General features: G+C 69.5%; 20 protein-coding genes. 2 read left to right on the plus strand and 18 right to left on the minus strand.

Annotated elements, in window-relative coordinates:
• Window positions 1-34: 34 nt before the first annotated feature.
• The 8 genes from GPZ80_RS04710 to GPZ80_RS04745 form a co-directional block, all read right to left on the minus strand.
• Window positions 35-478, minus strand: a complete 444-nt coding sequence (locus tag GPZ80_RS04710) for a hypothetical protein (RefSeq protein WP_187218510.1) — start codon at window positions 476-478, stop codon at window positions 35-37.
• The gene (locus GPZ80_RS04715) at window positions 475-918 is read right to left on the minus strand and encodes a hypothetical protein (RefSeq protein WP_187218511.1); all 444 of its coding nucleotides are present in this window, start codon (window positions 916-918) and stop codon (window positions 475-477) included. Before GPZ80_RS04715 ends, GPZ80_RS04710 begins: the two co-directional genes overlap by 4 nt.
• The gene (locus GPZ80_RS04720; RefSeq protein WP_187218512.1) at window positions 915-1,832 is read right to left on the minus strand and encodes a WXG100 family type VII secretion target; all 918 of its coding nucleotides are present in this window, start codon (window positions 1,830-1,832) and stop codon (window positions 915-917) included. The genes GPZ80_RS04715 and GPZ80_RS04720 overlap by 4 nt, the downstream gene beginning before the upstream one ends.
• A complete protein-coding gene (locus GPZ80_RS32450) occupies window positions 1,829-2,182 on the minus strand; it encodes a hypothetical protein (RefSeq protein ID WP_246476768.1) in 354 nt (117 codons plus the stop codon). Before GPZ80_RS32450 ends, GPZ80_RS04720 begins: the two co-directional genes overlap by 4 nt.
• Window positions 2,183-2,274: 92 nt before the next feature.
• Window positions 2,275-3,390: an L-cysteine desulfhydrase Cds1 gene (gene cds1, locus GPZ80_RS04730; RefSeq protein WP_187218513.1), complete on the minus strand. Its 1,116-nt coding sequence runs from the start codon at window positions 3,388-3,390 to the stop codon at window positions 2,275-2,277.
• A complete protein-coding gene (locus GPZ80_RS04735; RefSeq protein ID WP_187218514.1) occupies window positions 3,387-3,740 on the minus strand; it encodes a DUF1304 domain-containing protein in 354 nt (117 codons plus the stop codon). Before GPZ80_RS04735 ends, cds1 begins: the two co-directional genes overlap by 4 nt.
• A gap of 1 nt (window position 3,741) precedes the next feature.
• Complete coding sequence (locus GPZ80_RS04740) at window positions 3,742-4,035, minus strand: DUF4229 domain-containing protein (RefSeq protein ID WP_187218515.1); 294 nt, start codon at window positions 4,033-4,035, stop codon at window positions 3,742-3,744.
• Window positions 4,025-4,495 carry an Lrp/AsnC family transcriptional regulator gene (locus GPZ80_RS04745; protein ID WP_187218516.1) on the minus strand — a complete coding sequence of 157 codons (471 nt, stop codon included), beginning with the start codon at window positions 4,493-4,495 and terminating at the stop codon, window positions 4,025-4,027. Before GPZ80_RS04745 ends, GPZ80_RS04740 begins: the two co-directional genes overlap by 11 nt.
• Window positions 4,496-4,642: 147 nt before the next feature.
• Between GPZ80_RS04745 and GPZ80_RS04750 the strand changes: the two genes are divergently transcribed.
• Together GPZ80_RS04750 and GPZ80_RS04755 are read left to right on the plus strand one after the other, a co-directional pair.
• Window positions 4,643-4,858, plus strand: a complete 216-nt coding sequence (locus GPZ80_RS04750; RefSeq protein WP_187218517.1) for a BldC family transcriptional regulator — start codon at window positions 4,643-4,645, stop codon at window positions 4,856-4,858.
• A 67-nt stretch (window positions 4,859-4,925) separates the two neighbouring features.
• The gene (locus GPZ80_RS04755; protein WP_187218518.1) at window positions 4,926-5,111 is read left to right on the plus strand and encodes a hypothetical protein; all 186 of its coding nucleotides are present in this window, start codon (window positions 4,926-4,928) and stop codon (window positions 5,109-5,111) included.
• A gap of 132 nt (window positions 5,112-5,243) precedes the next feature.
• Here GPZ80_RS04755 and GPZ80_RS34205 read toward each other — a convergent pair whose 3' ends face one another.
• The 10 genes from GPZ80_RS34205 to GPZ80_RS04805 form a co-directional block, all read right to left on the minus strand.
• Entirely contained in the window at window positions 5,244-6,527 is a 1,284-nt protein-coding gene (locus GPZ80_RS34205; RefSeq protein ID WP_312880147.1) for a MinD/ParA family ATP-binding protein, read from the minus strand.
• A 355-nt stretch (window positions 6,528-6,882) separates the two neighbouring features.
• A complete protein-coding gene (gene ccsB / locus GPZ80_RS04765; RefSeq protein ID WP_187218520.1) occupies window positions 6,883-7,824 on the minus strand; it encodes a c-type cytochrome biogenesis protein CcsB in 942 nt (313 codons plus the stop codon).
• Entirely contained in the window at window positions 7,824-9,317 is a 1,494-nt protein-coding gene (resB, locus tag GPZ80_RS04770) for a cytochrome c biogenesis protein ResB (RefSeq protein WP_187218971.1), read from the minus strand. The genes ccsB and resB overlap by 1 nt, the downstream gene beginning before the upstream one ends.
• Window positions 9,318-9,364: 47 nt before the next feature.
• The gene (locus GPZ80_RS04775; RefSeq protein ID WP_312880115.1) at window positions 9,365-10,135 is read right to left on the minus strand and encodes a cytochrome c biogenesis CcdA family protein; all 771 of its coding nucleotides are present in this window, start codon (window positions 10,133-10,135) and stop codon (window positions 9,365-9,367) included.
• 138 nt (window positions 10,136-10,273) lie between these two features.
• A complete protein-coding gene (locus tag GPZ80_RS04780; RefSeq protein ID WP_187218521.1) occupies window positions 10,274-10,846 on the minus strand; it encodes a TlpA disulfide reductase family protein in 573 nt (190 codons plus the stop codon).
• Window positions 10,843-11,472, minus strand: a complete 630-nt coding sequence (locus GPZ80_RS04785) for a histidine phosphatase family protein (RefSeq protein ID WP_187218522.1) — start codon at window positions 11,470-11,472, stop codon at window positions 10,843-10,845. The genes GPZ80_RS04780 and GPZ80_RS04785 overlap by 4 nt, the downstream gene beginning before the upstream one ends.
• Window positions 11,469-12,791: a glutamate-1-semialdehyde 2,1-aminomutase gene (gene hemL / locus GPZ80_RS04790; protein WP_187218523.1), complete on the minus strand. Its 1,323-nt coding sequence runs from the start codon at window positions 12,789-12,791 to the stop codon at window positions 11,469-11,471. The genes GPZ80_RS04785 and hemL overlap by 4 nt, the downstream gene beginning before the upstream one ends.
• 28 nt (window positions 12,792-12,819) lie before the next feature.
• Complete coding sequence (locus tag GPZ80_RS04795) at window positions 12,820-13,143, minus strand: hypothetical protein (protein ID WP_187218524.1); 324 nt, start codon at window positions 13,141-13,143, stop codon at window positions 12,820-12,822.
• A gap of 4 nt (window positions 13,144-13,147) precedes the next feature.
• Window positions 13,148-13,528, minus strand: a complete 381-nt coding sequence (locus GPZ80_RS04800) for a hypothetical protein (protein ID WP_187218525.1) — start codon at window positions 13,526-13,528, stop codon at window positions 13,148-13,150.
• A gap of 45 nt (window positions 13,529-13,573) precedes the next feature.
• The gene (locus GPZ80_RS04805; protein ID WP_187218526.1) at window positions 13,574-14,098 is read right to left on the minus strand and encodes a hypothetical protein; all 525 of its coding nucleotides are present in this window, start codon (window positions 14,096-14,098) and stop codon (window positions 13,574-13,576) included.
• Window positions 14,099-14,129 lie beyond the last annotated feature (31 nt).

Raw genomic sequence — 14,129 nt, forward strand, 5'->3', positions numbered from 1 at the left:
AAAAGTGGTCTGGATTACATTCCATACCCGACGTTCAGGGGTTGCGCGCCGACTCGTTCCGCCTTCTACGAATTACCGTATAGAGAATGGGAAGGGACACGAGCGCGGCCGCCCCGGTGGAGAACGCGGGACTGCGGGTGATGATCCGCAGCTCGGCGGCCCAGCCGGTCCACACGGTCAGCCCGCCGAGACACTTGATCACCGCGCCGCCGCCGAACCAGGGCTCGAGTTCGGTCACCTCGCCGAGCGCGCCCTTGCGCGAACCGATGTGGACCGCGGTCTCGGGTCCGCCGTCCGCGGTCACCGTGCAGCCGCGCGAGCTCGCCTTGCGCTGCACCACGATCGTGCCGCCGGTCCACTGGTAGATCGCCGGGTCGCGGACGGTGCCGGAGACGTACGTGCCGCTGAAGGCGCCAACGGAGTAGACGGCCGCGTACAGCACGAGCAGCAGCCCGGCCAGCGTCAGTGCCCGCTTCACCAGGCGTCTTCGCGGAGCACGATGCCCTCATCGCCCTCATCGCCGTCATCCGGACGACCGGACCGCGAGCTGCCCGCCTCGATGACCTCGTCGACGGAGTGGCCTTCCTCCAGCAACGTGTAGGCCTGCCGCAGCTGCGGCAGGCCGGCCTCCAGCGCCTCGCGCACCCCCGGCTCCCCCGCCGCCCGACCGCTGGTGATGTCGCGCCAGGTCAGGTCGCCCGCGTCGATCCGGGCCTGCAACTCGCGCAGCGCCTTGGGCGCGTCGGCGCCGCGGGCGTGCTCGGAGATGGCCTCGATGTCGGCATCGGTGAGACCGTCCGGCGGCTTGTCCGCGAACTGCTTCTCGACACTGGCCAAGGTCGCGTCGAGCGTCGCCAGCGCGACGTCGAGACTCGCCTCGGCCTCGCGGAGCCGGACGCTCTTCCAGTCGTCGTTCATCGCGTTCCTCCGGTGGGCTGCGGTGCGCCCTGGCGGTTCTGGGTCGATGGGTCCGGACGGTTCGCCTCCGCCCGGTCGTCCTTGTACTGGCCGTAGTGCTCGTAGCCCTTGTAGCCGTTCTTGGCCGCGCCGACCCCGCCCTTGCCGACATCCTTCGCGCCCGCACTGACCGAGGCCGCGCCGTCGCTGATGTCGCCCTTGGCGTCGGAGACGTCGTTGGCCGAGTTGATGGCGTCGTTCAGGTTACGGACGTCTTTGATCTTCATCAAAGCCGAGCCGAGGTCGCGTACGCCGCTGACGACGGTCTGGCAGCCCTGGATGATCTGCTCGATGCCGCGGATGATCTGCATGACCGCGTTGTAGATCTCGATCGCGTCGATGACCATCTTGACCGCGCGCGCCCACCCGACGACCGGGATCGGGATCAGCGCGATCGCCTCGATCAGCTTGTTGACCAGCTTCTTGATCAGCTTGAGAGCGAGGTCGCAGGCCTTCTTCGAGGCCTCGGCGACCTTCTCGAACGCGGTGCCGACCAGCTTGGCGGCCTGGGCGTCGGCCTCGATGCCGACCGTCCACACAGTACGGATCAGCAGCTCGAACTTCTGCGCGGCCTCGCCGTCCCAGTGCGGGTCGAGCTCGTCGAGACCGGTGTTGAGGTTGTCGCGGACCGACTGCAGGGCCCCGGAGATGTTCTCCCACTGCTTGCCGGTGGCGGAGATCTTCTCGAAGTCGCCGGTGATCGGCGTGATGATCGAGCTGACCAGGTCGTCGCCGACGACCTGCTCCCAGATCCAGTTGACGACCTGGACCTGCGCGCCCGCGTCCCGGATCGCGTCCTCGATCTTCAGTCCGCCGTCGATGGTCTCGGCGTTGTTCAGCGCGGTGGTCGGGTCGACCGAGTCGTCGTAGCTCATCGCGCACCCACCGTCGGGACGCCGCTCGCCGCGGCGCTTCGCTGACCGTCCACTGTGGTCATTCGGCCGCAGGAAGTCCGGTCGGCCGTCTCATAGGCGTCGGCAGCGCCTTCCAGGGAAGTCTTGACGTTGCCGAGCTTCTCGTTGGCGAACTGGAGGGTCTCGCCATAGAGGTCGACGACGCCGTCGACCACCGGAACGAGCAGGCTCAGCAGGCCGGTGAAGCCACTGGTGTCGCCACCCTTGCTCCGGGCGTGGTCCTCGATCGTCTTGAAGTGGCCCGCGTTGCGGTCGAGCAGACCCGCGTAGCCGCGCAGCTCCTCCGGCTCGACCCTGAACTGTTCGCCCATCGGTGGTGCTCCTGACGTGTCCCGCGCTCGGCGTGTGTCCCAGGGTTGACGGCCGCCTCGCGACGTCGGTTCCCACCGGGTGTCAGGGCTTTTCAGTTGCGAATTGGCGGGAGACTGTCCTCATGCCACTCGCCGGTGGCCAGGAAGTGCCGCAGGAACTCCTGGTACGGCTCGATGTCGAGCCCCTGGGCCGCCACCCACGCGTCGTCGTAGTAGGTGTGCGAGTAGCGCTCGCCGCCGTCGCACAGCAGCGTCACCACACTGCCGGACATCCCGGCGGCGCGGAGTTCGGCGATGATCTGGAACGCGCCCCACAGGTTCGTGCCGGTCGAGCCGCCCGCACGGCGTCCGATCAGCTCCTCGACGACCCGGATGACCGCGATCGACGCCGCGTCCGGCACCTTGATCATGCGGTCGATGACCTGGCCGAGGAACGACGGCTCGACCCGCGGCCTGCCGATGCCCTCGATGCGCGAGCCGCGGCTGCCGGTCAGGTCCGGCTCGGTGTCGCGCCAGGCGTCGAAGAACACCGAGTTCTCCGGGTCGACGACGGCCAGCCGGGTGTCCAGGGCGCGGTAGCGGATGTAGCGGCCGATGGTCGCGCTGGTGCCGCCGGTGCCCGCGCCGACCACCACCCACGCCGGCTCCGGGTTCGGCTCCTTCGACATCTGCTCGAAGACCGACTCGGCGATGTTGTTGTTGCCCCGCCAGTCGGTCGCTCGCTCGGCGTGGGTGAACTGGTCGATGTAGTGCCCGCCGAGTTCGTCGGCGAGCTTGCGCGACTCGGCGTAGATCTGGCCGGGCTCGTCGACGAAGTGGCAGCGCCCGCCCTGGCGCTCGATCAGCGCGATCTTCTCCGGGCTGGTCGTGCGCGGCATGACGGCGATGAACGGCAGGCCCAGCATCCGGGCGAAGTACGCCTCCGACACAGCGGTCGACCCCGAGGAGGCCTCGATGACCGGGGTGCCGTCGACGATCCAGCCGTTGCACAGCGCGTAGAGGAACAGCGAGCGGGCCAGGCGGTGCTTGAGCGATCCGGTCGGGTGGGTCGACTCGTCCTTGAGGTAGAGCTGGACGTTCCACTCCAGCGGCAGCGGGAACGGCAGCAGGTGCGTGTCGGCGCTGCGGTTCGCGTCGGCCTCGATGATCTTGATGGACCGGCAGACCCAGTCACGCGTCTTGGCGCTGCAGCGGTCGACCGCGGTCATCGCGCGAGCAGGACGAGCACCAGCGCGATGAGCGCGGGCACCGTCTGGACGTACAGGATGCGCAGCGACACCGTGGCGGCGCCGTAGAGACCGGCGATCATCACACAGACCAGGAAGAACACCTGGAACGACAGCGAGTCCGCGACGAGACCGTAGAAAAGACCGGCGGCCAGGAAGCCGTTGTAGAGCCCCTGGTTGCCCGCCAGCATGGCGGTCTCCGCGGCGAACTCGTGCGAGGTCCCGAACGTCCTGCGGCCCAGCGAGGTGTTCCAGAGGAACATCTCCAGCACAAGGATGTAGACGTGGATCAGGCCGACCAGCCCGAGCATGACCTTCGCTGCGGTGTCCATCTCAGTCCTCATCCGGTTCGTCGCCGCGCAGCTCCGCCCGGAGGCGGTCGCGTTCTGCGTAGCGGTTAGCCAGGCCCGCGGTGACCCGGTCGTTGAGGCGGCGGAACAGCAGCAGGCCCAGCGGGAACCCGACGACCACGGCGATGGCCACCGAGACCAGCAGCGGGAGGTCGAACAGCACCAGGATCCCTGTCACGGCGCCGACCAGGGCGATCCGCACGAAGGTGTAGAGAGCGATGTCGCGCCCAAGGTGCGCGCCGGGCTTGTCCTGCACGGGCTGGACGTTACTCGGCATGGGCGCTCCGTTCCTCGTCGACGGTGTTGGGCCGTCCCTCGAACCTGGTGGACAGCACCACGGTCGAGCGGGTGCGCGCAACACCCTTTATCCGGCGCAGCCTGCTCAGCGAGCGCTCCAGGTCGTCCACGGTCGCCACCCGCACCTTGACCACGAAGGACTCGTCGCCCGCGACCCGGTAGCAGGACTCGACCTCGTTCAGCTCGGCCAGGGCGTCGGCGACGTCCTCGTCGTCGGCGGTGTCGGTCGGATGGATGGAGACCAGCGCGGTGACGTCGAGTCCGACGGCCCGCGGGTCGACCATGGCGTGATAGCCGGTGATGACGCCCGCGGTCTCCAGCTTGCCGACGCGCTCGTGCACGGCCGACGCGGACAGGCCCACCTGCCTGCCGAGATCGGCGTAGGTGACGCGGCCGTTGGTACGCAGGGCCGCGATGATTCGGCGATCGACAGTGTCCACGGCGAAAGCCTACGACGCCGACCGCGCGTGTCCGAACCGGCCGTTTTGTCCCTTACTACCTCTTTACCATCACCCAACCGTTCGAGTACCCGACGGGCGAGATGCCACGATGATCCCGTTTGGTCGACTATCAAGGAGGCGGCGAAGGTGACCGTAGGCCACGTGGGGGAACGCCTGCTCACCCCCGGAGAAGTGGCGGCCCTGTTCCGGGTCGACCCAAAGACCGTGACCCGGTGGGCCACAGCGGGCCGAATCGGGTCCATCCGTACCCCCGGCGGACACCGCCGGTTCCGCGAGACCGAGGTCCAGGCACTGCTGGCCGAGTTGACCACCGAAGCGACGGAGCCCGCGGAGCACGTCTGACCTGCGCGTCCCCAAAATCCGGACAAACGGGTTAACCTCGTGTTCTAGGCTTTTCGGAGGTGCCTCAATGACTTACCTGCTGGCCGCTGTCGGTGCGATCACCATCGCGGTGCTGATGTGGAAGGCCTTCGGCCCGCGCGCGGCCGAAGTCACGTCCACCCGCTCCACGATCGCCCCCGACGACGACCCCGACTTCCTCCGCAAACTCGGCGAGAAGACCCGCAAGCCCCCCAAAGAAGACCCACCCGCCTAACCCGCGAGTCCAACGGTCAGAACAACGAGTCCAACGTTCAGAACATCATCACCAACGTCATGTTGGGCGGCGGACCTGCGCCGTTGATGTTCTGAACGTTGGACTCGTTGTTCTGACCGTTGGACTCGCGGGTTAGCGGGGGAAGTCGTCGGCTACGGTGGCGGCCATTTCCAGGAGGGCCAGGCGGGTTTCGGGGGCCAGGCGGTCCAGTTCGATCTCCGCGCCCTCTTCCAGGTGCGGGTCGAACGGGATGCGGCACACCGCGCGGCAGCGGGACCCGAAGTGCTGGGCCAGCTTGTCGAGGTCGACCGAACCGGACTTCGGGCGCACCGAGTTGATCACCGCGACGGAGCGGGAGACCAGGTCGCGGTAGCCGTGGGCATCGAGCCAGTCCAGGGTGGCCGAGGCGCTGCGGGCGCCGTCCACCGAACCGGACGAGACGATCACCAGCGAGTCCGCGATGTCGAGGACACCCTTCATCGCCGAGTGCATCAGGCCGGTGCCGCAGTCGGTCAGGACGATGTTGTAGAAGTGCTCCAGAAGGGTGACCGTGCGCCGGTAGTCCTGCTCGCTGAACGCCTCCGACACCGCCGGGTCCTGCTCGCTGGCCAGCACCTCCAGGCGCGACGGGCCCTGCGAGGTGTAGGCGCGGATGTCGCTGTAGCGGCGGATGCGGTCGGCGTCGCGCAGCAAGTGACGGACCGTGGCGGTGGTCTCCAGTGGGATCTTCTGGCTCAGGGTGCCGCGGTCGGGGTTGGCGTCCACCGCGATGACCCGGTCGCCGCGCAGCGACGAGAACGTCGAGCCGAGCGTGGTCGTCGTGGTGGTCTTGCCGACGCCGCCCTTGAGGCTGAGCATGGCGATCTTGTAGCACCCGCGCAGCGGCTGGTTGACCCGGCCGATGAGCTCACGCCTGCGCACGTCCGTCGGGCTCTCGCCCGGGTTGATCAGGTGGCCGCTGGCTACGAAGACGGCCTTGCGCCAACCGGACTGCGGCGCGCGCTTGGCCTGCTTGAGCAGACGGGCGGAGGACAGGTCGTGGCCTTGGCCGCCGTCCTGCGGCCTGCCCGCCTGCGGGAAGCCGTAGGGCTGGCCCTGCGGGTAGGGCTGGTTCACCTGGTGCGGGCCTGACTGACCGGGGTTCACGTGATGCGGGCCGGACTGGCTCGGGTTCACGTAGTGCGGACCGGACTGACCGGGGTTGACCTGGTGCGGACCCGACTGACCGGGGTTCACGTGGTGCGGGCCCGACTGGCTGGCGTTGACCTGGTGCGGACCCGACTGACCGGGGTTCACGTAGTGCGGGCCCGACTGGCTGGCGTTGACCTGGTGCGGACCGGACTGACCGGGGTTGACCTGGTGCGGGCCCGACTGACTCGGGTTGACGTGGTGGGGGCCTGACTGGCTCGGATTCACCTGGTGCGGGCCGGACTGGCTCGGGTTGACCTGATGCGGGCCGGACTGGCTCGCGCTCACCTGGTGCGGGCCGGACTGGCTCGCCCCCGCGTCAGCTGCGGACGCCTCCGGGTGGCCGGTCGAGTCCGTCGTGGCGTCCTCGTCCAGATGGCTAGCGCCCAGCTCCGCGGACGGGCCGAAGTCGTGCCCGTCGCCCTGGGTCTCAGGACCGTTGTTCGGCGGCCGCCAGGCCAGGTCCGACTCTTCTCGGCGTCCAGTCACCCGTGCGACTCCTCCTGCACCCGACAGCGGGAAATCCCCGTTCCTCCGTGTCGACGGTAACGCACTTCGCACGAGCAACCGCAGGTGAGGGGCACTACGCGTAGGAGTGCAGTCCCGCGATCACCAGGTTGATGAAGAACAGGTTGAACACGACCATCGCGAAGCCGACGGAGTTGATGACCGCGGCCCGCTTTCCGCGCCAGCCCGCCGTGGCCCGCGAGTGCAGATACCCCGCGTAGACGACCCAGGCGACGAACGCGACGGTCTCCTTCGGGTCCCATCCCCAGAACCGGCCCCACGCCGCCTCGGCCCAGATCGCGCCGCAGATGATGCCGAAGGTGTAGATCGGGAAAGCGAAGATCGTGGTGCGGTACGCGAGGCGGTCGAGGGTGTCCGCTTCCGGCAGTTTCGGCCCGAAACGGGTGAACTTCCCCGGGTTCTCGTCGTGGCTCGCCCGGATCAGGTACAGGACGCTGACCACGCCCGGGACCAGGAACAGGCCGCTGGACAGGATGGCCGCGGAGACGTGGATGACCAGCCAGTACGACTGCAGCGCGGGCTGCACGGGGGCGGCCTCGGTGTAGAGCACGGTGCCGCCGAGGAACATCAGGATCACGATCGGCGTGAGCACGAAGACGCCGAGCCTGCGCACGTCGTACTTGCGCATCAGCACCAGCCAGGTCACCACCGCGACCAGCGTGACGGCCATGCCGTACTCGTACATGTTGCCCCAGGGGGCGCGCCCTGTCGCGACTCCGCGCAGGACCAGCGCCGAGAGGTGCAGCGCCGCGCCCAGCACGGTCAGCGCGACGGCCATCCGGCCGAACCGCTCCGGCCTGCTCCGCGCGGGGGGCTTCTCGATCAGGCCATAGGAGGTCGGCGCGCCCGCCCCGACCAGAACCGCCTGCTCGGACTTCTTCGCCGCGCGGTTGAACGCCTGCTCGACGGCGTAGCAGACCATCGCGAAGACGTAGACCAGCGCGGCGGCGCCGAACGTCCAGTCGCTGTAGGTCGACAGCGTGTCGTTGACCGGCATCAGGTATCCCTCCTGGGACTGAGCAGCTCGGCGGCGATCCGGTGGAACTCCTCGCCATATCCCGCCTGGTCGGTGCGGGCCAGGCCACCGACGCGGACCACGGTACGACCTTCGCCGTCGGGCACCGCGCGGACCCACAGTCTGCGGCGTTTCACCGTGAGCGACGCGCCGAGCCCGAGGATCATCAGGATGGCGCTGGCCAGCACCCACACCTGGGTCGGGTCGTGCGAGACCTGCAGCGACACCCAGCGGACCACACCGTCGAACTTGACCTTGGTGCCGTCGTCGAGACTGATCGACTCCCCCGGCTTGAGGTTCTGCCGGGCAACCCGGCTCAGCCTGCCGCTGTCGACGAGCGAGCGGTCGATCTCGAAGATCGACTGGCCGCGGCCGGAGTCGATGCCCAGGTCGCCGCGCATGACGTCGACCGCGGCGGCCGGGTCGATCAGGTCCGGGAAGCCGGAGGTAAGGATCTTGTCGCGCATCAGCGCGGTCGGCGCGAACAGGCCGGTGACGGCGATCTGCTTGGTCCGGCGCTCGGCGGAGTCGGTCACGCCGGGCGGGTCGAACTTGGTGGCGCCCTCGGACAGCAGGGTCAGGTTGTCGACGGGGCGCCACTGAACGGTCTGGGTGCGGGACTCGCCGTTGGGGAAGGTGACGGTGAACGTCGGGGCGTAGCCGTGGCCGAGCAGGTAGACCCGGTCGCCCGCGGTCCGCAGCGGCGAGTTGACCTCCAGGTCGTAGGGCCGCCAGGTGTTGCTCGTGAGGTCCTCGCCCGCCTGGTAGTCGATGTCCGCGCGGAACGTGTCGGCTTGCCCGTTGGGCAGGTACTCGGCGTCGAACTTGTTGACCCGCACGCAGAACGGGCTCAGGTCGGTGCCGTCGACGCGCAGGCCGGGACGGAACGAGTCGTAGTTGAGGGTGCCCGAGTTGCAGAACTCGGAGCCGTTGGCCAGCACGATGACCTGGCCCTCGTAGTTGACCATCTTGCCCAGGGCGAGCGTCACGATGAGGCCGAGCATGGCGAAGTGGAAGACCAGGTTGCCCGCTTCGCGGCTGTAGCCGCGCTCGGCGCTGACGCTGCGGGCGCCGTCGGCCTCCTCGCGCTCGACCAGCCGCCAGCCGCGTAGCCGCGTCCGGGCGGCGGCGATCAGGTCGTCGGGCGAGCCGTCGAGGGTCGCGGTCTCGTGGTGCGGCAGCCTGCTGAGGTTGCGCGGGGTGAGGACCGGCTTGGCGGTGAGCTGCTTGGCGTACTCCAGGGTGCGCGGCAGCAGGCAGCCGACCAGGGAGACGAACAGCATCAGGTAGATCGCGGAGAACCAGACGCTGGCGTAGACGTCGAAGAACTGCAGCCGGTCGAGCACGCGGCCCCACCAGCCGTGCGTGGCGATGTAGGTGTCGACGTTCGGCGGGTTGAGCGAGCGCTGCGGCAGCAGCGCCCCGGGCATCGCGGCGAGGGCGAGCAGGAACAGCAGGATGAGCGCGGTGCGCATGGAGGTGAGTCCGCGCCAGGTGTTGCGCAGGAAGGCGAGGATCCGGCTCACAGCGGCAGCTTCACATCGCTGATGAACGCCACCCGCATCCAGCCGACCACTTCGGCCCACAGCCCGGTGACCAGCAGGATGCCGACGACCAGCAGCAGCCCGCCGCCGACGAACTGGATGGTCCGGCCGTGCCTGCGCAGCCAGTCGGAGGCGCCGACCGCCCAGCGCAGCCCGAGCGCGATGAGCAGGAACGGGATGCCGAGGCCCAGGCAGTAGATGAAGACCAGCAGGTAGCCGCGGGCGGCGTTTCCGCCGGTGGCGGCGGCCATGGACAGCACGCCTGCCAGCGTCGGGCCGAGGCACGGTGTCCAGCCCAGGGCGAAGATGCCGCCGAGGACCGGGGCGCCCGCCAGGCCCATGCGCGGGACCTTGTGGACGCGCAGGTCCTTCTGCATCGCGGGGACCAGGCCGATGAAGACCAGGGCCATCGCGATGGTGATCACACCGCCGATGCGCTGCAGGAGCAACTCATTGATCAGCAGGGCGTCGGCGAGCCAGACCAGGCTGCCGACGGTGGCGGCGAAGACGACGGTGAAGCCGAGGACGAAGAGCGCGACGGCGCCCAGAACCCGGTAGCGGCCCCGCTTGCGGCCCTCGTCGGCGGTGACGGCTGGGGCCTCGGCCCCGACCAGGGCGGCCAGGTAGGCGAGGTAGCCGGGGACCAGCGGGACCACGCAGGGGGACGCGAACGAGATCATCCCGGCGAGCAGCGCGACAGCGGCGGCCAGCAGCAGCGGGCCGGACGTGGCGAGCTCGGTTGGGTCCACCCGATCAGGGTAAGGAGTGGTCGCTGAGAGCGTTCGCGCGGTGCTCGTGTAAGCGGTCCGGCTCACATCGGCGGCGCGCGAACGTCGAACTCAATGTCGGGAACGTTGAACTCATTGTCCTGGAGGGGCGACTCGCGGTTATTCCTTGATTAGTTCGTCGAGGACGGGGTTTAGGTCGGTGGCTAGGAGTTCGCGCATGTAGGCGGCGGCCACTCGGCCTTGTTTGTCGATGACGAAGGTGGCGGGGACCACCGCTCGCGGGTAGCCCTTGAGGGCCAGGAGGCTGCGGCCGCCCTGGTCGAAGATCGACGGGTACGTGATCTTGCGGTCCCGCACGAAGTCCTGGGCCTCCGAGCGGCCCGGCTCCCGGACGTCGATGCCGAGGACCTGCACGCCCTTGTCCGCGTAGGTGTCCTGCAGCCGCTGGAGTTCCGGGGCCTCGGCGCGACAGGGGCCGCACCACTGGCCCCAGACGTTGAGGACCACGACCTTGCCGCGGTAGTCCGACAGCTTGAGCTGCTTGGACTCGTCCATCAGGTCCGGGCCCGAGACCTCCGGCAGCACCTTGCGGTCGTCGCCGTCGTAGCGGATCTCGGTTTTGCCGTTCGGGGAGACGAAGACGAACTCCGACCCCGAGGACACGGCGTCCTTGCCGGTCGAACACCCGGCCAGGGCCAGGAGCGCGGCGAGACCGAGGGCCAGGGCTCTCATGCTCCCGTCGCCTTCGGGTCGCTCGCGCCGACGGGTTCCGCGTAGCGGATGTCGATGAGCTGCTCGTCGTCGAAGACCAGGCTGGTCAGCGAGGCCAGCGAGCACTCCCGCTTGGCCGGGTTGTGCCAGAGCCGCTTGCCCTCGAGGTAGCGCCGCAGCGTCCACACCGGCAGTTGGTGCGACACGCACACCGCCTCGTGGCCGTCGGCCGCGGTGCGGGCGCGGTGGACCGCGGCGAGCATCCGGTGGGCGATCTCCAGGTACGGCTCGCCCCATGACGGGCGGAGCGGGTTGCGCAGGTGCGGCCAGTTCCTCGGCGACCGCAGCGCGCCGTCGCCGACCGAGACGCGCTGACCCTGGAAGACGTTCTCGGACTCGATCAGCCGGTCGTCGGTGGCCAGTTCGAGCCGGTGTGACGCCGCGATCGGGGTGGCGGTCTGCTGGGCGCGGTCGAGCGGCGAGGCGACGACGTGCACGATGTCGTGCTCCCGCAAGTACTCCGCGACGGTCAGCGCCTGGCGCTCACCGGTCGCGGAGAGGCGGAAGCCCGGGATCCGGCCGTAGAGGATGCCGGTCGGGTTGTGGACCTCGCCGTGCCGTAACAAGTGGACGATCGTCTTGCTCACGAGGGCTCCTCGGCGGCGGCCGCGGCGGCGGCCGCGTGGGGAAGGGCGGCGGCGATCTCCTCGAACGCCGCGTCGTCGAGTGCGGCGCTGACGAACCACGCCTCGAACGCGCTGGGCGGGGGGTACACGCCGTGGTCGAGCATGGCGTGGAAGAACGCCGGGAAACGCCAGGTCTGCGCGGCCTTGGCGCCCGCGTAGTCGATGACCTCGTCCTCGGTGAAGAAGACGCTCACCAGGTTGCCCGCGAACTGGACGCGGTGCGGCACGCTCGCCTTGGTCAGGCTCTCGGTGAACAGCGCGCCCAGCCGGGCCGCGTTCGCGTCGAGCGCCCTGTACACATCGGCGTCGGCCGCGCGCAGGGTCGCGAGACCCGCGGCGACGGCGACGGGGTTCCCCGACAGCGTCCCCGCCTGGTAGACGGGGCCGGAGGGGGCGAGCGCGGCCATGATGTCGGCGCGACCGCCGAACGCGGCGGCGGGCAGCCCGCCGGACATGACCTTGCCGAAGGTGTAGAGGTCGCCCGCGACGCCCTCGAGGCCGAACCAGCCCGCCGCGGACACGCGGAAGCCCGTCATGACCTCGTCCATGACCAGCAGCGCGCCGTGCTCGCGGGTGATCTCCCGCAGCCCGGCGTTGAACCCGGCGACGGGGGCGACGGCGCCCATGTTGCCCGCGGCCGCCTCGGTGATCACCGCGGCGATCGTCGGGCCGTGCTCGGCGAACGTCGCGCGGACCGCGTCGAGGTCGTTGTACGGCAGGACAATGGTGTCCTCGGCCTGCGCGCCGGTGACCCCGGGCGTGGTGGGCAGCCCCAGGGTGGCCACACCGGAGCCCGCCTCGGCGAGCAGCGCGTCGACGTGGCCGTGGTAGCAGCCCGCGAACTTGACGATCCGGCTGCGGCCGGTGAACCCGCGGGCCAGGCGGATCGCGCTCATCGTGGCCTCGGTGCCGGAGTTGACCAGACGCACCTGCTCGACCGGCGCGACCCGGCGGATGATCTCCTCGGCGAGGTCGATCTCCCCCGCCGTCGGCGTGCCGAACGAGAGCCCGTTGCCCGCGGCGGAGCGCACGGCGTCGACGACAGCCGGGTGCGCGTGGCCCAGGATCATCGGGCCCCAGGAGCAGACAAGGTCGACGTAGCGGTTGTCGTCGGCGTCCCACAGGTACGGGCCCGCTCCGCTGACCATGAACCGCGGAGTGCCGCCGACCGCGTTGAACGCGCGGACCGGTGAGTTGACCCCGCCCGGGGTCACGGCCTTCGCGCGGTCGAATAGCGCGGCGGAGCTGCTGACATGTGCCTGGCTGACCTCGGAAGTCACCCCGTCAGTGTTTCAAACGGCGCGACGATCACTTCGAGCGGGCGCGAACCGCCAGGATCAGCTGGCGCAGGGCGTCGAGCAGCAGGATCAAGGCCAGGGTGCCGACAGCGACCGACGCGCCGATCCAGCCACCCTGGTAGCGCTCGATGGTCAGGTCCGGCCGGTCGCGCACGCCGCCGACGGTGTCGACCCCTTCGCCCCACAGCCAGTAGGCGAGCCACAGCAGGAGGGCGGCGACGACGATCTCGACCAGGGCCCACACGGCGCGGCGCGGCTCGTGCACGGCGCCCTCGCGGACGGGCCAGGTCAGGTCGGACTCGTCGTCGGTGACGGTCGGGTCGGAGGCGGTCACCCGGTCAGCCTCTCATGTCACGCACCATGACGTAATCGCGGACATCGGCGCGGGCGAGCAGGGCGATGACGACGGCCCAGGCCGCCACCAACACCGCGCCGAGCACCGGCGCAGCCGCCGACCCCATGGCGTTGGCCACGGCGGGCGCGCACAGGACTCCGATGAGGGCGCTGACGAACAATCCGATCCGGGCCCACGACCGCCCGGTGCGCATGGGGAACGCGAGAGCCAGGGACGCGACGGCGGCGACCGCCGCGCCCAGGCCTAAGTAGCTGATCGAGCGGTCGGCGACGCCGAGCAGGACCGCGGCGAGCGCGGATCCGGCCACCGCGCAGGCGAAGGCGCCGTCGACCGCGCGGGGACGCTGAAGGGGCGGGAGACTCACGCGAGGTAAGTCCCCGCCGCCCTTCGGGGTGTTACGCAGTCTTCGTCACGGCCTGCGCTTGGCCGCGTCGAAGTAGGCGCTCGCCTCCTTGGTGTACATGAAGTAGATGGCGCCGGCGATCAGGGCGATCTGCAGCACGGAAAGGATCATCGAGACGGCACCCCCGGTGCCCTGTGCGAGCCCGATCAGACCGAAGATCAAGCCGAGGCCACCGAGGACCGCCAGGGTGATCCGGGCCCAGTTGCGGCCCGCGCGCATCTTGAACGCGAACAGCAGGTACAGGCCGAAGAACACCGCCGCGATGACTCCGGCGAAAATGATCCCCGCGGTGACCAGGCTGTCGACCTGCGACTCGGTGAACGTCTCGCCCTGCGCCCGGAGCTGATCGATGATCTGCGTGCGGGTGGCTTCCCTGCCGACCGAGACGGTTATGAGGAACCCGAGCAGCCCGAGCGCCGCGTTGGCGATCCACAGCATGAACGAGGTGTCGACCGGCTTGGGCCGGACGGGCGCCACCGGATCCGGGTTCGAGGAGGAGTACTCGGGAAAACTTGGGTAGTTGCTCGTCATCGGTCGAAACTATTCCCGAGCGGCCGACCGC

Source organism: Actinokineospora xionganensis (assembly GCF_014323725.1).
Classification (GTDB): Bacteria; Actinomycetota; Actinomycetes; order Mycobacteriales; family Pseudonocardiaceae; genus Actinokineospora; species Actinokineospora xionganensis.